21 protein-coding genes are annotated in these 15,612 nt (G+C 68.2%); 10 read left to right on the forward strand and 11 right to left on the reverse strand.

What is annotated here, in order from left to right:
- The first annotated feature begins 101 nt into the window (after positions 1–101).
- Positions 102–302 carry a hypothetical protein gene (locus tag LU699_RS05195; protein ID WP_232134217.1) on the forward strand — a complete coding sequence of 67 codons (201 nt, stop codon included), beginning with the start codon at positions 102–104 and terminating at the stop codon, positions 300–302.
- Between the two features lie 148 nt (positions 303–450).
- Here the strand turns inward: LU699_RS05195 and LU699_RS05200 are convergent, their stop codons facing one another.
- Positions 451–720, reverse strand: a complete 270-nt coding sequence (locus LU699_RS05200) for a hypothetical protein (RefSeq protein WP_232134216.1) — start codon at positions 718–720, stop codon at positions 451–453.
- A gap of 219 nt (positions 721–939) precedes the next feature.
- On the opposite strand from LU699_RS05200, the gene LU699_RS05205 reads away from it, so the two are divergent.
- Positions 940–1,446, forward strand: a complete 507-nt coding sequence (locus LU699_RS05205; RefSeq protein ID WP_232134215.1) for a DUF421 domain-containing protein — start codon at positions 940–942, stop codon at positions 1,444–1,446.
- Positions 1,447–1,492: 46 nt separating this feature from the next.
- Positions 1,493–2,101 carry a DNA-3-methyladenine glycosylase gene (locus tag LU699_RS05210; RefSeq protein ID WP_425491183.1) on the forward strand — a complete coding sequence of 203 codons (609 nt, stop codon included), beginning with the start codon at positions 1,493–1,495 and terminating at the stop codon, positions 2,099–2,101.
- On the opposite strand, the gene LU699_RS05215 is transcribed toward LU699_RS05210, so the two are convergent.
- On the reverse strand, positions 2,098–2,421 hold the full coding sequence (locus LU699_RS05215) for a thioredoxin family protein (RefSeq protein ID WP_232134214.1): 324 nt from the start codon (positions 2,419–2,421) through the stop codon (positions 2,098–2,100). The two genes, LU699_RS05210 and LU699_RS05215, sit on opposite strands and share 4 nt — an antisense overlap.
- Positions 2,421–2,819 (reverse strand): host attachment family protein, encoded by a 399-nt coding sequence (locus LU699_RS05220; RefSeq protein ID WP_232134213.1) that lies wholly within the window; start codon positions 2,817–2,819, stop codon positions 2,421–2,423. The genes LU699_RS05215 and LU699_RS05220 overlap by 1 nt, the downstream gene beginning before the upstream one ends.
- Positions 2,820–2,974: 155 nt before the next feature.
- On the opposite strand from LU699_RS05220, the gene LU699_RS05225 reads away from it, so the two are divergent.
- A complete protein-coding gene (locus LU699_RS05225) occupies positions 2,975–4,159 on the forward strand; it encodes an acetyltransferase domain-containing protein (RefSeq protein WP_425491035.1) in 1,185 nt (394 codons plus the stop codon).
- Positions 4,160–4,193: 34 nt separating this feature from the next.
- Here LU699_RS05225 and LU699_RS05230 read toward each other — a convergent pair whose 3' ends face one another.
- The 3 genes from LU699_RS05230 to LU699_RS05240 form a co-directional block, all read right to left on the reverse strand.
- The gene (locus LU699_RS05230; protein ID WP_232134212.1) at positions 4,194–4,769 is read right to left on the reverse strand and encodes a hypothetical protein; all 576 of its coding nucleotides are present in this window, start codon (positions 4,767–4,769) and stop codon (positions 4,194–4,196) included.
- An 88-nt stretch (positions 4,770–4,857) separates the two neighbouring features.
- Positions 4,858–5,505, reverse strand: a complete 648-nt coding sequence (locus LU699_RS05235) for an NAD(P)H-binding protein (protein WP_232134211.1) — start codon at positions 5,503–5,505, stop codon at positions 4,858–4,860.
- The gene (locus tag LU699_RS05240; protein WP_232134210.1) at positions 5,495–5,818 is read right to left on the reverse strand and encodes a DUF6122 family protein; all 324 of its coding nucleotides are present in this window, start codon (positions 5,816–5,818) and stop codon (positions 5,495–5,497) included. Before LU699_RS05240 ends, LU699_RS05235 begins: the two co-directional genes overlap by 11 nt.
- Positions 5,819–6,008: 190 nt before the next feature.
- Here LU699_RS05240 and LU699_RS05245 point away from each other — a divergent pair, with 190 nt between their 5' ends.
- Positions 6,009–7,622 (forward strand): GGDEF domain-containing protein, encoded by a 1,614-nt coding sequence (locus LU699_RS05245; RefSeq protein WP_232147845.1) that lies wholly within the window; start codon positions 6,009–6,011, stop codon positions 7,620–7,622.
- A gap of 20 nt (positions 7,623–7,642) precedes the next feature.
- Here LU699_RS05245 and LU699_RS05250 read toward each other — a convergent pair whose 3' ends face one another.
- Positions 7,643–8,077, reverse strand: coding sequence for a VOC family protein (locus tag LU699_RS05250; RefSeq protein WP_232134208.1), 435 nt, complete (start codon positions 8,075–8,077; stop codon positions 7,643–7,645).
- Between the two features lie 193 nt (positions 8,078–8,270).
- Here LU699_RS05250 and LU699_RS05255 point away from each other — a divergent pair, with 193 nt between their 5' ends.
- Positions 8,271–8,981, forward strand: a complete 711-nt coding sequence (locus LU699_RS05255) for a response regulator transcription factor (RefSeq protein WP_232134207.1) — start codon at positions 8,271–8,273, stop codon at positions 8,979–8,981.
- Between the two features lie 68 nt (positions 8,982–9,049).
- On the opposite strand, the gene LU699_RS18310 is transcribed toward LU699_RS05255, so the two are convergent.
- Positions 9,050–9,178: a hypothetical protein gene (locus LU699_RS18310; RefSeq protein ID WP_268738613.1), complete on the reverse strand. Its 129-nt coding sequence runs from the start codon at positions 9,176–9,178 to the stop codon at positions 9,050–9,052.
- A gap of 202 nt (positions 9,179–9,380) precedes the next feature.
- On the opposite strand from LU699_RS18310, the gene LU699_RS05260 reads away from it, so the two are divergent.
- Positions 9,381–9,764: a VOC family protein gene (locus LU699_RS05260; RefSeq protein ID WP_232134206.1), complete on the forward strand. Its 384-nt coding sequence runs from the start codon at positions 9,381–9,383 to the stop codon at positions 9,762–9,764.
- 20 nt (positions 9,765–9,784) lie between these two features.
- Here the strand turns inward: LU699_RS05260 and LU699_RS05265 are convergent, their stop codons facing one another.
- Entirely contained in the window at positions 9,785–10,261 is a 477-nt protein-coding gene (locus LU699_RS05265) for a hypothetical protein (protein WP_232134205.1), read from the reverse strand.
- A gap of 67 nt (positions 10,262–10,328) precedes the next feature.
- On the opposite strand from LU699_RS05265, the gene LU699_RS05270 reads away from it, so the two are divergent.
- Positions 10,329–11,495 carry a PQQ-dependent sugar dehydrogenase gene (locus LU699_RS05270; RefSeq protein WP_232134204.1) on the forward strand — a complete coding sequence of 389 codons (1,167 nt, stop codon included), beginning with the start codon at positions 10,329–10,331 and terminating at the stop codon, positions 11,493–11,495.
- Between the two features lie 19 nt (positions 11,496–11,514).
- On the opposite strand, the gene LU699_RS05275 is transcribed toward LU699_RS05270, so the two are convergent.
- Both LU699_RS05275 and LU699_RS05280 read right to left on the reverse strand, forming a co-directional pair.
- The gene (locus tag LU699_RS05275; RefSeq protein WP_232580504.1) at positions 11,515–12,840 is read right to left on the reverse strand and encodes a glycoside hydrolase family 2 TIM barrel-domain containing protein; all 1,326 of its coding nucleotides are present in this window, start codon (positions 12,838–12,840) and stop codon (positions 11,515–11,517) included.
- Between the two features lie 148 nt (positions 12,841–12,988).
- The gene (locus LU699_RS05280) at positions 12,989–14,164 is read right to left on the reverse strand and encodes a GAF domain-containing sensor histidine kinase (RefSeq protein WP_232134202.1); all 1,176 of its coding nucleotides are present in this window, start codon (positions 14,162–14,164) and stop codon (positions 12,989–12,991) included.
- A gap of 205 nt (positions 14,165–14,369) precedes the next feature.
- Between LU699_RS05280 and LU699_RS05285 the strand changes: the two genes are divergently transcribed.
- Both LU699_RS05285 and LU699_RS05290 read left to right on the forward strand, forming a co-directional pair.
- A complete protein-coding gene (locus LU699_RS05285; RefSeq protein ID WP_232134201.1) occupies positions 14,370–14,729 on the forward strand; it encodes a GFA family protein in 360 nt (119 codons plus the stop codon).
- 109 nt (positions 14,730–14,838) lie between these two features.
- The gene (locus LU699_RS05290; protein WP_232134200.1) at positions 14,839–15,576 is read left to right on the forward strand and encodes a GAF domain-containing protein; all 738 of its coding nucleotides are present in this window, start codon (positions 14,839–14,841) and stop codon (positions 15,574–15,576) included.
- Positions 15,577–15,612 lie beyond the last annotated feature (36 nt).

Below are 15,612 nucleotides of genomic sequence, written 5' to 3' on the forward strand. Positions count from 1 at the left end.
CGAACAGCCTGCGACGCGACGCGTGAAGCAGGCGCGGATTTCACGTGTGCATGGCGCGGTCGCGGCCACGGTAGCCGCACTACCCGCACCGAGACGACGCCATGCAGATGCCGAATCCTTCGCAACCCCCGACGCCGCCCGATGACGTGCCCGGCAGCATTCCGCATCCGATGCACGATCCGATGCCGGACCAGCCGGTCGATCCGCCACTGCCGACGCCCGGCGATCCGGAGCGGGATCCGCAACCGATGCAGGACCCGCCCGCACCGAACCAGCCGCAGGATCCGCCGCAGCAATACTGAGTGCGCAGGTCAACGTCAGCACTGCGCGCGGACGCGCGTGTCGCTGTGAATCCGCGTTGATTGGACGCGCCGCAGGCACATCAGTGCAACGTCCGCAGGAATCGCGCGGCCATGACCCGATCTGCGCCATGCGCGGATGGCATGCGCTCTAGAGCGCGATGGTCGAAACGGTGGTGTCGCAGCTCAACTTCGCGGTCTTCGATGCAGCGGGCGCATACGTGCGCTCGTGCTCGTAACCGCCATCGGCCCCGAAGACGCGCACGGTCGCGCCACGCGCAACGATCAAGGGATTTGCGGCGAGCATCTCGAATGCGGACGAATGCGTGGCGTGGTGCGAAGGTGCGGCGTCGCCGGCAGCGGCGAGTTCCCAGTCGAAGGTGGCGGCGTTATGCCGCAGGGTGAAGCTGAAGGGAGGCATTGCAGGGTGTCCATCGACGGTGAGGAGGCCGCCGGGCACACCACCATCCTCACACGTCTCGCATGACGACATCGTGTGTGGCGACTCACTTCCACCTTGCTGCGCGCGCGCGCGCGCCGGGTTTTCCAACCCGGGTCGTGCCGGAACTCCGCATTCACTGACGCGCCACATCGGCTGCGCGATAAGCCGGGACACCGGCGCCGCCGGCGGAGACGCCTCATGAGTGGTGCATTCGACAGTCTGTTTTCGCTGAGCATGCCGTGGTGGGAATTCGTGCTGCGCGCGGTCGTCGTGTACGTGGTGGTGCTGGTGCTGATGCGCCTGACCGGCAAGCGCACGGTCGGCCAGCTGACGCCGTTCGATCTGCTGGTCGTCGTGCTGCTGGGCAATGCGGTGCAGAACTCGCTGATCGGCGAAGACAGTTCACTACTCGGCGGTCTGATTCTCGCAGCGACGCTGCTCGGGCTGAACTCACTGGTCGGCAGACTGTCGGCGCACAGCCGCCGCTTCGACCGGTTCATCGAGGGCGTGCCGGTGATTCTGGCGCGTCGCGGCGAGGTGTTTCGCGAACAACTCACGCGCCAGGCCATCAGCGAGCAGGATTTCGCGATCGCACGCCGCGCCGCAGGATACGCGACGCTCAGCGAGATCGAACTGGCGGTGCTCGAGACCTCGGGCGAGATCACCTTCATCCCGCGCAAGGACGGTCCGCGCGCCGCGGAATGAGCGGTCATTCGCGCGCGAACCACGCGACTGCGCGCACGCTGTACGCATGCGTCCCCTGCCCCGTCGTTTCTACGCCCGCGATGCGGATGTCGTCGCGCCCGAACTGCTCAACAAAGTGCTGGTTACCGCCGATGGGCGCCGCGCACGCATCGTCGAGGTCGAAGCCTATTGCGGCGGCGACGATCCCGCAGCGCACTCGTTCCGTGGGCCGACGCCGCGCAATGCGGTGATGTTCGGCGCGGCCGGGCATCTGTATGTCTACTTCATCTATGGCATGCACTGGGCGATCAATGCGGTCTGCGGACAGCGGTCCGGGCATGGAGTACTGATTCGCGCGGTCGAGCCGCTCGCGGGCCTGGACACCATGGCCGAGGCGCGGCGTACGACGACGCCGACATTGCTCGCATCAGGGCCAGGACGACTGGCGCCGTCACTGGGCGTGACACGCGAGGATGGCGGTCTCGACATCACCCAGCGCACGTCGCGCATCTGGATCGGCGATGACGGCACGCCGCCGCCACAGCCACCTTTGGTCACGACCCGCATCGGCATCCGCCATGCGATCGATGCACCCTGGCGATTCTGTGTGCCAGGCAGTCCCCATGTGTCACGACATCGCGGACCACCCAAGGCCCGACTTACGCGGCTGCGCTAGTCCAGCGCGCGCAGCGCTTCGGTGACGGCGGCTGCATCCGTCGGACGCACGACGCGTGCGAGTTCTACGCCATCGCGCATCACGATCAGTGTGGGCCACAGCTTCACCGAGAAGCTGCGGCCGAGCGGACGGCCCTTGCCGTCCTCGATCTTAAGGTGTTCGACGGGATCGCGACCGGCGAGCGCAGACGCGATCGCCGGTCGCGCGGCCTGACAATGGCCGCACCATTCGGTCCCGAATTCGATCACCAGCGGCCCACGCATCGCGTCGACCTCATCGCGCATCGGTGCCGCTTCGCGATAGCCGCTGGTGGCCGTCATCAGGACAGCGAACGCTGGATGTCTTCGAGCGGCGCGTTGGTCAGATCCTTGGCGAGATCGCCGACCAGACGCTGCTGGGTTTCCTTGTGCAGCAGCGGACGCACGCGGCCCAGCGTCTTCGCATCGGCGATCAGCACCAGATGCGCGTACTTGTTCTTCAGCGCGCCATCGTTGAGGCCCTTGGCCAGCTGCTTGGCAAACGTGGCCTCGTCGAGCTGCGAGGCGCTGGATTCCGACGGCATCGAACCGGACGGACCTTCGTCATCGAGGTTCATGCCTTCCAGCAGTGCTTCCTGCTTCAGGGCCAGGTTGCGCTCGTCACCGGTGTTACTGAACACGCGGGCCGAGCCGCCATCCGCCACTACGATCAGGGCACTCTTCGGAATCTTCATCGTCATCATCGCCTCCACTTTTCATTGGTCTGCGCCGCGATACGGCGAATGCCAGCGTAGGCAGGCAAATGTGAGCGGCGCGGCATGGGGGCGTTCGCAACACAGCGCTGCGTTCAGGACGACAGGCCGGCCATGCCTGTTATGTAATAATCTAACGATTGATGGTTCCCGGTTCCGCTGTGTCTGCCAACGCTCTGCCCGCGGCGCCGACGGCCCGCCTGTCGTCGATTGATCTGCTCCGCGGCACCGTGATGGTGCTGATGCTGCTCGACCACGTCCGCGAAACCTTCTTCCTGCACGTGCAGATGGGCGATCCGGTCGATGTGGCCACGGCCTCACCCGCATTGTTCTTCACCCGCCTGCTGGCGCATCTGTGCGCGCCGGTGTTCGTGTTCCTGACCGGCCTGTCGGCCTGGCTGTACGCGAGCCGCCAGCCGGATGGCCGCCGCGCGGCCTCGGCCTTCCTGTTCAAGCGCGGCCTGTTTCTCGTCGTGCTCGAACTGACCCTGGTCAATTTCGCGTGGACCTTCGAACTTCCGCCGCAGACGCTGTACCTGCAGGTGATCTGGGCGATCGGGCTGAGCATGTTGGCGCTCTCGGCGCTGCTGTGGCTGCCACGCGCAGCCTTGATCGCACTGGCGGTGGCAATCATCGCCGGCCACAACCTGCTCGATGGCGTGCGCCTGGCCGCAGACCATCCGTTGCACGCCCTGTGGGCGGTGCTGCACCAGCGTGACTGGCTGCAGTTCGGCGATGCACTGCGTGCGCGCACGTCATATCCGCTGCTGCCGTGGATCGGCGTCATCGCGCTGGGCTGGGCGGCCGGCCCGTGGTTCGCACGCGAGGCCCCGGCATCGCGCCGGCATGCGCTGCTGCTCTGGAGCGGGCTCGGTGCGCTTGGCGGCTTCCTGATGCTGCGCATGGCGAACGTCTACGGCGACGCGGCCTGGACGCTGCAGGCCGACACCACGCGCACGCTGATGGCGTTCTTCAATGTGACCAAGTACCCGCCGTCGCTGCAGTTCGTGCTGCTCACACTCGGCGTCGGCCTGTTGCTGCTGCGGCTGTACGAGTCGCCCGCACTGGCGCGTCGCCTGCAGCCGCTGTCCGCGCTGGGCGCCGCGCCGATGTTCTTCTATCTGCTGCACCTGTATGTGCTGAAGCTGCTGTACCTGGCCGCGGTGGCACTGTGGGGCACCAACCAGGGCGCGGTGTTCGGCTTCGACAGCGTGGCGACGCTGGTGGCGATCTCGATCGCACTGGCGCTGCTGCTGCAGCCGCCGACCGCGGCCTTCGCGCGGCTCAAGGCACGCCGACGCGACGTCGCGTGGCTGCGTTACCTCTGACGTTCAAACATCCAGCATTGTCGCACCGGAACGCTCAGCGCCAGGGCTGACGGCCTTCGGTCCACGATTCGCCGCGGATGCGGCCGGATGGATACGGGCCGTGGATGTCGTTGAAGCCCGCGCCGAAACCGTCGAAGTAACCGCCGGCGCCGTAGCCACCATAACCGCCATAGCCACCGTAGGGACCGAAACCGCGGCCGTAGTAGCCGGGCCCATCGAACTGGGCCACGCGCAGGTTGAGCTGCATCGTGTTGATGTTGCCGGCGTCGCTGACGGTTTCCTTGCACAGGCTGAGGTCGGCGGCATTGAAGTTGCTGTTGCCGCCGCGCGAGGAATAGCCGATGCCGGTGGTGACACTGCCGGTGACCGTGCGTTCGCTACCGTCGGGCCCGGTCGGACAGCCGCCGCGACGCACCAGTTCGTCGCCGTAGCGGCCGCGATACTCGGGCGTGTCGGTGCGCGGACCGGTGTATTCACCGCCGCCGAATGCCGCTTCGCCGGTGAACATCGGCTGCGACGGCAGGCTCAGGTCGACGCGATCATCCTCCGCCGCGTGCGCCATGAAGGGCGTGGCGAGCAGGGAAATCCACAACACTGACGTGATCCGCATGGCGAGGCCTGTTCCGGTTTCGTGGGCGGGCAGCGTCGGCCCGGAGTTCGACGCTAGCACTGCGCGCTTGAATCGGTGCTGGCTGCGCTCAGGCCAATGCGGCCGCGTCGACGATACGGCATCCGGGCGCGGCGGCCAGTGCGTGCTCGACAAGGGCGGCGGCGATGCGCGATGCGGGGCTGATGCGCCAGCGCTTCGGCAACACCGGACCCAGCGCACCGAGCATGACCGCGGCGGCGCGTTCGGCAGGCCGCGCTTCGCTGGGATCGCCGCCGATGAGACCCGGACGCACGAGCGTCAGCGACGGCCAGCCCTGCGCCTGCAACGCGATTTCCAGCTCGCCCTTGACCCGGTTGTAGAAGAACCGCGACTGCGCATCGGCGCCCATCGCCGAGGTCAGTGCGAACGCCTGCGCACCATAACGCCTCGCGAGCGCGGCGGTCGCCAGCGGGTAGTCGTGATCGACACGGCGGAAGGCCTCGCGCGAGCCAGCCACGCGCATCGTCGTGCCGAGCGTGCAGATCACCGCATCGACCGACCACAGCGCGGCGTCGTCGGGCAGCGCATCGAAATCGACGACCGGTGCCTGCAGGCGCGCATCGCGACGTGGCAGCGGGCGCCGCACCGGCGCGATCACGTGCACGATGCGCGAATCCGCCAGCAGCCTGTCCAGCACATGGCCGCCGACGAGACCCGTGGCACCGACCAGCAATACGCGCGCGCCGTCAGCCGACATGACGCATCCAGACGCAATCGATTGCATCGAGCGCGATGTGCACCAGCAGGCCGATGCCGAACAGCCGCGTGCGCTTGGGCACCGTCAGACCGGCATAGACCGCGATCGCCGGCGCGGTGTGCAGCGGATGGAAGCCGATGCCGCAACGCCCCGGTGCGTAGATGGGATCGGCCAGCAGGTGATCGATGTCGATGATCCAGCCGAGCATCAGCAGCGCCCAGGCCCGGCCGAAACGCTCGCGCCAGAACAGCCAGGCCAGCAGCGCCGGCACGGCGGCATGCAGCAGCAGATGGAGGATGGCGCGGACACCCATGGGCGGCGTTCGGTTCGACGGAGGCAGCACAGCTTAGACCCGCGCACGTCGACGGTCCTGGCAGCCGCCGTGATGTGCGACTCAAGAAATCCACGACGCGGCCGTTACACTTTCCGAAGCTCCCATTCCGGGAGGCAGGGTGTCTTCGGCGCAAACGATGATGCGAAGGCGGGGTTGGCGGGCGATGGCCATGTCCATCGCAGGGGGATTACTGGTGTGCATGCTGGCGGCCTGCGGGCAGCTCGGCACGGCCGCGCCCGTGGTCACCGGCGCGCCCGCGCTCGTCTCCGACGCCCAGCACGAATGCGTTCACGTGCATCGCCCGGGTCGGCAGGTGCTGCAGTTGCCGGCGCCCGAGGGCGGCTGGTCCGGACATCCGCAGGCGGTGGTGGTGCTCAATGCGCTGTCGGGCGAAGTCGACATCCGCCACGGCCAGCGCGACCGCTGCGGCACGCTGGCCGATGCGCGCACGCTCGACTCGCGCTTCCGTGCCGGCGTCGGCACGGTGCTGGTGCCCGATGCCGGCGACACCGCACCGATCGAGATCGAATACGACGCCAACCCCCTGCCGCTGTGGCGGCCGATCGTGCAGCTCGGCGAACCCGCGCCGGTGCAGCGCGCGGACATCGGCCGCTTCGCGATCCGCGTCGCCTCGCTGGCCGTCGTGCTGACGCTGGTGATGTCGGCGCTGCTGAGTTTCGTCGCCACGCGCGAGCGCGCGTTCCTGACCTATGCCACCACGGTGAGCGTGTTCGCGATCTGGCTGGCGCTGCTGTCGGGCATGTGGGCCTGGCCGCGGCCGTGGCTGCCGATTGCCGGCTTTGCGGTCGAGGCGATGGTGGGCCTGGCAGTCGCCCTGGTCGGCGTGACTACGTTGGCGCTGGTGCGGCAATCCTGGCTGCGGCGTCGCCTGCCGCAGGTCGAGCGCGGCGTGCGCTGGGGCGCGCGTGCACTGGTCATCGCCGGGCTGTGCGCCCCGCTGTTGCCGCCGGTCGTGCTGGCGACGATGTCGGTCGCGACGGAAGTCGGTTTCTATCTGCTGGCGCTGGCGTTTGCCGGCGTCGCGATCACGGCTTTGGCACGGCGACGCGGCGGCGGCGCCTCGCTGCTGGCCGGCGTGCTGCCGTTCCTGGCAGTCGCCGCGCTGGAAGCCTTCGCGCCGATGACGCTGGCGCTGTGGAAGGTCGAGGCCTTCATGCTGTCGGGCGGCTGGCTCGCGTTGACCTGCAGCATGGTCCTGACCCTGCGCCTGGGCATGCTGCGCCAGCAACGTGACGAGATGACGCGTCTGGCGCAGACCGATCCGCTGACCGGCCTGCCGAACCGCCGCGCGGCGCTGGAGCAGCTCGAACGCAGCATCGAGGCCGCACGCGCGAGCGGCGCGCCACTGACCGTCGCCTTCATCGATCTCGATCATTTCAAGCGCATCAACGATCTTTACGGCCACGAGTGCGGCGATCGCGTGCTGCGCCATGTCGCGCACGCGCTGCGTGGCGCGTTCCGCAGCGCCGACCACGTGGCGCGCATGGGCGGCGAGGAGTTCCTGGTGATCCTGCCGGGCGCCGATCCCGATCACGCCCGCATGCGGGTCGACACCCTGCGCGCGATGCTGGCGAGCACGGGCGTCGTGCTCGACAAACCCGGCATGCAGGTCACGCTGAGTGCCGGGATCAGCGCGCTGCGCGCCGACGACGCCGGCGTCGATGCACTGCTGCAACGCGCCGACACCGCGATGTACGCGGCCAAGCACGCCGGTCGCGACCGGACGGAACTCGAATCGCCGCAGCCGGCACTGGTCGACTGACTGGACCGGCCCTGCGCCGGTCATTCCTCGAACGTGATCTCTACCGACGCCGCATTACGGCTGGCTTCGCCGTGGAAGACCGCCTCGATGTTGTTGCCGTCGGGGTCGAGCACAAAGGCCGCGTAGTAGCCCGGGTGATACGGACGCTCGCCCGGCGCGCCGTGGTCGCGCCCGCCCGCGGCGAGCGCTGCAGCGTGGAAGGCGTCCACCATCGCCCGGTCGCGCGCCTGGAACGCCAGATGATGGCGCCCGGTCGGCACGCCGGCCGCGGCTTCGCTGTCGAGGCTGGAGACGAACAGTTCGTCGGCCCAGAAGAAACCGGGGCCCTCGCCGCCGATCGGCACGTCGAGCACATCGAGGACCGTCTGGTAGAAGCGACGGCTGGCGTCGAGATCGGCGACGACGAGCTGCAGATGATCGATCAGACGGCCGCGGTGCAACTGCTGGGTTTCCATATCGGGAGGCCTAGGCAGGGTGGTACGCCGATCTTGCACCCGCCGCGTGACGGCCAGGGCGATGCCGCGAACCCCCGCCCAACGTCCCCGAACGGGTCGCCATATGTGCGGAAACGCACACGGGTTTTCACCGGATTTCCACCGCCGTGATGCGAGCTTCGCGAACCTTAATCCTGTAGTCCGGAGTCGTTCCATGGCGCACCACAGTCCCGGCGGTCTCATCCTGCTCGTCGAGGACAACCGCAACATTTCCGAACCCGTGGGCGAGTTCCTCGAAAGCCGCGGCTTCGAGGTCGATTACGCGGCGGACGGACTCGATGCGGTCAACCTCGCAACCGAGATCCAGTTCGACGTCATCGTGCTCGATCTGATGCTGCCGCGACTAGGCGGACTGGAAGTCTGCCGCCGCCTGCGCACCGAGCATCGCAGCACCACGCCGATCCTGATGCTCACCGCGCGCGATTCGCTGGAAGAAAAGATCGAAGGCCTCGAAGCCGGCGCCGACGACTATCTGACCAAGCCGTTCGACATCAAGGAACTCGAGGCGCGCGTGCGTGCTTTGATCCGCCGTGACCGTCGCGAGATCGGTGCCAGCGTGCTGCAGATCGCGGACCTCGTGCTGGACCCGGCCTCGCTGCGCGTGCAGCGTGGTGGCCGTGAGCTCAACCTCGCGCCGATCGCGCTGAAGATCCTGACCATCCTGATGCGCGAAGCACCGCGCGTGGTCAGCCGTCGCGAGATCGAACAGGAAATCTGGGGCCTGACGCTGCCCGATTCCGACACGCTGCGCAGCCATCTCTACAACCTGCGCAAGGCCGTCGACCGCGACCAGGATGTGCAGTTGCTGCACACCATCACCGGCGCGGGCTATCGCGTCGCGGATCTGGACAAGGCCGTCGCCTGATCCGTATCGCGTGACGCTCCGCAACTGGAGCGTCACGCCGTGTCATACATCGGCGTACGAGACGCCGCTTATTCTTCTTCTTCGCTGCTGCCGGGCGTCTGACGCTGCGGCTGCTGACGCGTCGCATCGTCCTGACGATCGTTGCCCTGCTGGCCCTGGTTGTTCGGGGACTGCGGCGTCTGGTGCTGATTGCTCATGGGAGGCTCCAACGGCGGGAATCGCCGTACGCGCACCCTCCGCCGGTCCTCGTGAGTCGATCGAGACGAACGGGCATTCAGTCCGCAAGCGGCCTCGGCCGTTGCCGTCGATACAGGCAGCTGTCTGCGCACTGCGCTCGATTGCCACATCCGCTTCACCGCGGCGGGCGCGTGATACCGATGACCCATCGGAGGCATCGCCATGCTGCAGGACTTCCCGATCTACAGTTATCTGCCCGCGCGCGACGTCGCGCGTGCGCGCCGCTTCTACGAGGACACGCTGGGGCTGCACGCCAGCGACGAGACCGCGGGCGGTGCGACCTATCGCTTCGCGGGCGGCACCGCGTGCTCCCTGTATCCGACACCGAACGCAGGTACGTCGAAGGCCAGCCAGGCGTTCTGGCAGGTGCACGACATCCACGCGGTGAAACGCGCACTGGAAGCGCGCGGCGTGGTGTTCGAGCGTTACGACCTCGACGATGACGCCGGCGCCTGGGACGACGGTGTGTTCACCGGCGGCGGCGCGAAGGCCGCGTGGTTCAAGGACAGCGAGGGCAACATCCTCGCGCTGATCGAACCGGTCTGATCGTCAGGCCGGCGTCGCGATCAGTAGCGACTGCGCCGCGCGCGCGTCCACCAGGCGAACGCGGCGCCGGCGAGCAGACTGCCCATCGCCATCGCCAGCAATCCACTGACGCCGCGCGTCGCGTCGATCAGCACCGGCATCGGTGCGACCGCATCGACGACGCGCACCGCAGTGATCAAGCCGACACCGGCCGCAAGCGCGTAGACGGGCACACGTGCCTGCGGCCATGCGCGCACCAGCAGGGCGGCGACTAGAAACGCAGGCAGCCACGCCGCCAGCACGATGCCGGCATAGGCCGGGCCGAAGCCCACGAGATCCTGCAGCGTGGTCAGTCCGCGCACCTGCAGTGGAATGTCGACATCCAGCGCCGCCAGTGCCTGCAGATTGAACTGCGTCTGCACGACGCTGCCCCATGCGGTGGCGAGCAGCAGCGCGGCGAGAAACGCGGCGATGCGCCGGCCCCATCCAATGGTGCGGGTCGTACGGGAAATCGTCATCAGCAGGTGTCATGCAGCATCATTGACGCGATGATGCCGTAGTCGCGGCGCCGAATGTGGAGTGTGCATGTCGATCGCGTCCCCCCGCCTGCCGTTGCCACGCGTGACACGCAGGCCGTTCGCGCGCATCGGCATTGCATGCATCGCAGTCGTGTCGATGTTGCTGGCTGGCGCCGCGATGGCCGACACGCGCGACTATCGCGTTGAGACCGTCGCTGGCGGATTGGACCATCCGTGGTCGCTCGCCTTCCTGCCCGACGGCCGCATGCTGGTGACCGAACGCGCGGGCCGCCTGCGCGTTATCGAACGCGGCGGCGATGGCGCATTCGCGCTGCGCGACGCACCGGTCGACGGCGTGCCGCAGGTGTTGGCGATGGGACAGGCCGGCCTGTTCGACGTCATGGTCGATCCCGGCTTCGCGCAGTCCGGCATCGTCTATCTGTCGTTCGCACACGGCACCGCGGAGGCGAACCACCTGCGCATCGTGCGCGCACGCTTTGACGGCACGCGTCTGCACGACGTCACGCCGGTGTTCACCTCGCAACCCGCCAAGCGCGCCGGCCAGCACTTCGGCGGCCGCATGGCGCTGCTCGCCGACGGCACGCTGGTCACCGCGATGGGCGACGGCAATCTCGAACGTACCGATGCGCAGCGTCTGCACACGCATCTGGGCAAGTCGATCCGCGTGCACACCGACGGCCGCGTGCCGCGCGACAACCCCTTCGTCGGCCGTGAGGGCGCCCTGCCCGAAATCTGGTCGACCGGCCATCGCAATCCGCAGGCGATGGTGCGCGTCGGCAACGTGCTGTATTCGAACGAGCACGGCGCCAAGGGCGGCGACGAACTCAACGCGATCACGGCCGGCGCGAACTACGGCTGGCCGATCACCACCGACGGGGTCGACTACACCGGCGCGCGGGTGACGCCCTATCGCAGCTGGCCCGGCATCACCGCGCCGTTGACGCACTGGACGCCGTCGATCGCGCCTTCCGGCATGGTCTGGTACGACGGCGCCCTGTTCCCCGCATGGCGCGGCAGCCTGTTCGTCTCGGCGCTGGCCGAACGCAGCGTGCGTCGCGTACCGATGGCCGGCGGCACACCAGGCAAGCAGGACATCCTGTTCACCGAACTCGGCGAGCGCATCCGCGATGTCCGCAGCGGGCCGGACGGCGCGCTGTATCTGCTGACCGACAGTGCGAGCGGGCGGGTGTTGCGGATCGTGCCTGCGCAGTGACGGCGCACACGCCTGCGGCTCATTGCGCTGGCGGCGGCCCGACATGGAACGGGAAATTCGCGTAGGCGGCATGGCCCTGGACGTCGCGCACTTCGACGAACAACCGGTAGGCACCCGGCGTCGTAGGCGCGGAGAAACGCAGTGTGCCGCCTGCATGTTCGGCCAGCCGCAGCGGCATCTCGGGCGGCAAGGTTTCCGGATCGCCACCGATCGACGTCGCCCGACTCTCCTCGCGCACGATCCAGCGGAAGACGAGCGGATCGCCGTCGGGATCGGTCGCGACCACATGCGCGCGATGTTCGGCATCGGGCACCAGCACCACGCTGTCGGTGGCGACACGCGCATCGATGCGCAGCGGTGAGATCGCCGGCGCACGGTTCGCCGGCCAGCGCCCGGTCCACAGCTGCTGCATCGCATCGACGCCCGGCGTGGATTCGCCGCCGGACAGGAACAGGCCGTACCAGGTCGGCGTGCGTTCCTGTTTCTGGCCCCACAGGAACACATAGGACCCGAGCCCCTGCGCGGCATCGGCCTCGATGATGCGCGTGTAGCGATCGACCAGCAGCGCCGCCTTGCGCGATGCGTCGTCTTCGACCGGTGCGCCCCAGGACGTCAGCGGGCTTTCCCAGTGACCGGTCGGGCCCCATTCGGTGACGACATAAGGCCCGTCCCAGCGAGCGGCCTCGAGCTTGCGCGGCAGATCAACGATGTCGCCGTAGAGCTGCACGCCGATCAGATCCAGCGACGGCGCGCGCGTGCGTAGCAGGTCGGCGAGCGCGGGATCGAATCCGGCCAGTGGTGTCATCACCGGATGGTTCGGATCGTCGGCGTGGATCGCGCGTGTGATCGCTTCGACCACGTCCCAGACCCGCGGATCGCGACCTTCGAGATTCAGTTCGTTGCCGACGACCCACATCAGCACCGCGGGGTGATCCTTGTAGGCGCGCACCTGCTCGAGCAGGCGCGCCTGCTGCGCCGCGATCGCGGCGGCATCACCGAAGTCGAAACCGTGACGTTCCTTGCCGACATGCAGGCCCATCGCGACCATCAACCCGTTGCGCTGCGCGCGGTCGAGCATCGTGCGTACCTGCGCCGGATCCTCTGGGGTGTGCCAAGTCCGGAACGAATTCGCGCCGCGTGCGGCCAGCGCTTCCTGGTCGCCGTCCTGCAGGCCGGCGCCGCGGATGCGGAACGGCGTGCCGTCGACCTGCAGCTGATGGCCGTCCGCCGTCGCGACGATGCGAACCACCGCCGGACCATCAGCCGCGGCCACGGACACGCCACTCACGCACAGCGCCAGACAGGCGATCGCGCGCAACGCGTGGCAAACGAGCACTCGTTTCATCGTGGGCTCCAGCGCGAGCAGGCGCAGTCGCACCACTCTAACGGCGGAACCACGCACGCCCGAGCCGCAACGCAGCATGTGCGCTGTCCGCATTCGAACGCTGCGAAAGCCCCGGATCAGACCGGAGCGGGGTCACCCGGCACAGGCCTCAGACCTTCGGCAGCGACACCGACACCCGCGTGCCTTCGCCGAGTGCGGACTGCACGTCGATACGCGTGCCCAGCACGTCGGCGGCCTGACGGACGATCCACAGGCCGATGCCGAGACCTTCGGACGCGGCGTCGGCCTGACGGAATGCGGTGAAGTAATCCTCGACGCGGGTGGCGTCCATGCCGATGCCGGTGTCGGCGACGACGATCTCGATCGTCTCTTCGCCGGCGCTGCAGTCGACGCTGACGCGGCCACCGTCGGACGTGTACTTGATCGCGTTCGAAACGAGGTTGCCGAGCAGCGTTTCGAGCAGACCGGCATTGGTACTGGCGATGCACGGCGACGGATCGATGACGAGTTCGATGCGCTTGCGGCGCGCGGCGCGTGTCCACACGCGGCCCACTTCGCCCAGCACCGGCGCCAGATCGGTCGGACGCAGCTCAGGTGCCGCAGCGCCGCCCTTGCCGGTGGCGCCGGCGATCATGTCGCCGAACTTCTGGTTGATGTAGCCAAGATCCTGCTCGGCGCTTTCCAGGCGCGCGTCGCGTTCCTCGCCACCGGCGGCGCGTGCTTTCGTCAGCGCGTAAAGCGCGGCGCGCAGCGGGCCTTTGAGGTCGTGGCCGGCGGTCGCGAGTACGCGTGCACGGTGCTGGTTCAGCGCCTGCGCCTCGATCAGCATGCGCCGCAGTTCGAGCTGCGCCATGACCTGCCGCGCCAGCGCCTGCAGGGTGTCGACCTGCACGGCCGTGAGTTCGCGCGGCACGGTGTCGAGCACGCAGACGGTGCCGAGTGGCAGACCGTCGGGCGTCTTCAGCAGCGCGCCGGCGTAGAACCGCAGGCCGGGATCGCCGGTCACCAGCGGATTGCTGGAGAAGCGCGCATCGGCGGTCGTATTGGGGACTTCGAGAAAGTCGTGTTCGAGGATCGCGTGCGCGCAGATCGACGTGTCGAGCGGCGTCTCGCGCACGCCCAGGCCGATCTCGGACTTGAACCACTGGCGGTCGGCATCGATCAGGTTGACCACCGAGATCGGCGTGCCACAGACGGCCGCGGCGATCCGGGTGATGTCGTCGAACACCGTCTCGGCCGGCGTATCGAGAATCCCGTAGCTGCGCAACGCGGACAGGCGCCGGGACTCGGCGTGGGCGGGCAACTTGGCGGCGGCCTGATGCATGGTACACTCCGAAGGGGTGGCGGATTCTGCCACGTCCGGCCGGAGCGGCATGTGGTGTCGATGCGTCGCTGGGCGGGCTGCGGCGGGGCATGACGCCATCACCACCATGGCCCGCTAGGATCGCGAATCGCCGCTGCTCCGGAGTCCGCATGCCCGTCTGCCGTTCCGTGACCCGCGCCGCGCATCCACTTCAGGCGGCCGGTCGATGAGCCCCCTCCTCGCCACCTGCCATTGCGGCGCGATCGAAATCGCCGTCGATGCCGCCCCCGTCGAGGTCACCGAGTGCAACTGCTCGCTGTGCCGCCGCTACGGCGTGGTGTGGGCCTACTTCGAAGCCGAACAACTCGGCCTGCCCGACGCGTCGCTGACCGTGACGTATGCCTGGAACGGGCGCCACGTCGACTTCCACCGCTGCCGGACCTGCGGCTGCGTGACCCACTGGATGCCGCGCGACGCCAGCAGAACCCGGCGAGGGCTCAACGCGCGCCTGTTGCCGCCCGATGTGATGGCCGCCGCGCGCCTGCGGCACAAGGACGGTGCCGGCAGCGGCGAGTACCTCGATTGATCACGGGCGCACACGCCATGGTGCGGCGACTGAGCGGCAGCTGTCGGGCGCGGCACACCCTCCGCACGGACGCGCCGCGGAAGGCCGCGTGCCGCGCTACGCTACGCGCATGACGCAGACCACCCTCGATCAACTCAACGGCCTCGTGGCCGAGGGCCGGCTGCGCAGCGCGCTCGAGACGCTCAACCTGCTCTCGGGTTGCCGGTTCACCGCGTTTTTCCGCTTCAGCGATGCGGATCTGCGCAACCTCGTTCTCATCGACCGGCAGGATCCCTACGCCCCGACGATGCAGGCGGCCCCGATCGATCAGACCTACTGCGTGTTCGTGCAGCAGTCGCGCGATGCCTTCCTGGTCACCGACGCCTCGGGTGATCTGCGCCTGGAGGGTCATCCCAAGCGTCCCGTGGTCCGCACCTATGTCGGTTTTCCGGTGGCGTCGGGAGATGCGGTGTTCGGCACCGTCTGCCATTTCGATTACGACGTGGTCGACGTCGCACCCGACGTCGTGGCACTGACGCGCTCGTTCGCCGCGTCATTCGAACCGCACGGCGCGCTGGCCGGCCTGCAGCGTCTGCTGGATCGCCGGCTCGAATCGCTGCGGCTGATGAGCCACGAGATCCTGCTGGCGTCGACCAGCCGCGGCGAGGCGCTGGAAGCCTTCGAGGAATACGCGCAGCCGCTGCGCCAGGAAGCCGACCGGCTGCTGGACCGCGGCGCCGCCGCTGCCTTCCATGCCGATGTCGATGCGCTGGCCACGCGCTTCCTGTCGCTCGCGGAAACGGCCGTCGTGCCGCCGCTCGTGCTGCCGTTGACCGGCAACGCTGCGGATCTGCAGCCCGCAGTCTGAGCTGGATTGCGCGTTCGCACTGCAACGCGATCTGGA

Origin of the sequence: Luteimonas fraxinea (genome assembly GCF_021233355.1) — a bacterium.
GTDB classification, from domain to species: Bacteria; Pseudomonadota; Gammaproteobacteria; order Xanthomonadales; family Xanthomonadaceae; genus Luteimonas; species Luteimonas fraxinea.

Bases quoted from the DNA above. Each gene is read 5' to 3' on its own strand.
- LU699_RS05195 (WP_232134217.1), top strand. From the start codon at position 102: ATGCAGATGCCGAATCCTTCGCAACCCCCGACGCCGCCCGATGACGTG.
- LU699_RS05200 (WP_232134216.1), bottom strand. From the start codon at position 720: ATGCCTCCCTTCAGCTTCACCCTGCGGCATAACGCCGCCACCTTCGAC.
- LU699_RS05205 (WP_232134215.1), top strand. From the start codon at position 940: ATGAGTGGTGCATTCGACAGTCTGTTTTCGCTGAGCATGCCGTGGTGG.
- LU699_RS05210 (WP_425491183.1), top strand. From the start codon at position 1,493: ATGCGTCCCCTGCCCCGTCGTTTCTACGCCCGCGATGCGGATGTCGTC.
- LU699_RS05215 (WP_232134214.1), bottom strand. From the start codon at position 2,421: ATGACGGCCACCAGCGGCTATCGCGAAGCGGCACCGATGCGCGATGAG.
- LU699_RS05220 (WP_232134213.1), bottom strand. From the start codon at position 2,819: ATGACGATGAAGATTCCGAAGAGTGCCCTGATCGTAGTGGCGGATGGC.
- LU699_RS05225 (WP_425491035.1), top strand. From the start codon at position 2,975: ATGGTTCCCGGTTCCGCTGTGTCTGCCAACGCTCTGCCCGCGGCGCCG.
- LU699_RS05230 (WP_232134212.1), bottom strand. From the start codon at position 4,769: ATGCGGATCACGTCAGTGTTGTGGATTTCCCTGCTCGCCACGCCCTTC.
- LU699_RS05235 (WP_232134211.1), bottom strand. From the start codon at position 5,505: ATGTCGGCTGACGGCGCGCGCGTATTGCTGGTCGGTGCCACGGGTCTC.
- LU699_RS05240 (WP_232134210.1), bottom strand. From the start codon at position 5,818: ATGGGTGTCCGCGCCATCCTCCATCTGCTGCTGCATGCCGCCGTGCCG.
- LU699_RS05245 (WP_232147845.1), top strand. From the start codon at position 6,009: ATGTCCATCGCAGGGGGATTACTGGTGTGCATGCTGGCGGCCTGCGGG.
- LU699_RS05250 (WP_232134208.1), bottom strand. From the start codon at position 8,077: ATGGAAACCCAGCAGTTGCACCGCGGCCGTCTGATCGATCATCTGCAG.
- LU699_RS05255 (WP_232134207.1), top strand. From the start codon at position 8,271: ATGGCGCACCACAGTCCCGGCGGTCTCATCCTGCTCGTCGAGGACAAC.
- LU699_RS18310 (WP_268738613.1), bottom strand. From the start codon at position 9,178: ATGAGCAATCAGCACCAGACGCCGCAGTCCCCGAACAACCAGGGCCAG.
- LU699_RS05260 (WP_232134206.1), top strand. From the start codon at position 9,381: ATGCTGCAGGACTTCCCGATCTACAGTTATCTGCCCGCGCGCGACGTC.
- LU699_RS05265 (WP_232134205.1), bottom strand. From the start codon at position 10,261: ATGACGATTTCCCGTACGACCCGCACCATTGGATGGGGCCGGCGCATC.
- LU699_RS05270 (WP_232134204.1), top strand. From the start codon at position 10,329: ATGTCGATCGCGTCCCCCCGCCTGCCGTTGCCACGCGTGACACGCAGG.
- LU699_RS05275 (WP_232580504.1), bottom strand. From the start codon at position 12,840: ATGAAACGAGTGCTCGTTTGCCACGCGTTGCGCGCGATCGCCTGTCTG.
- LU699_RS05280 (WP_232134202.1), bottom strand. From the start codon at position 14,164: ATGCATCAGGCCGCCGCCAAGTTGCCCGCCCACGCCGAGTCCCGGCGC.
- LU699_RS05285 (WP_232134201.1), top strand. From the start codon at position 14,370: ATGAGCCCCCTCCTCGCCACCTGCCATTGCGGCGCGATCGAAATCGCC.
- LU699_RS05290 (WP_232134200.1), top strand. From the start codon at position 14,839: ATGACGCAGACCACCCTCGATCAACTCAACGGCCTCGTGGCCGAGGGC.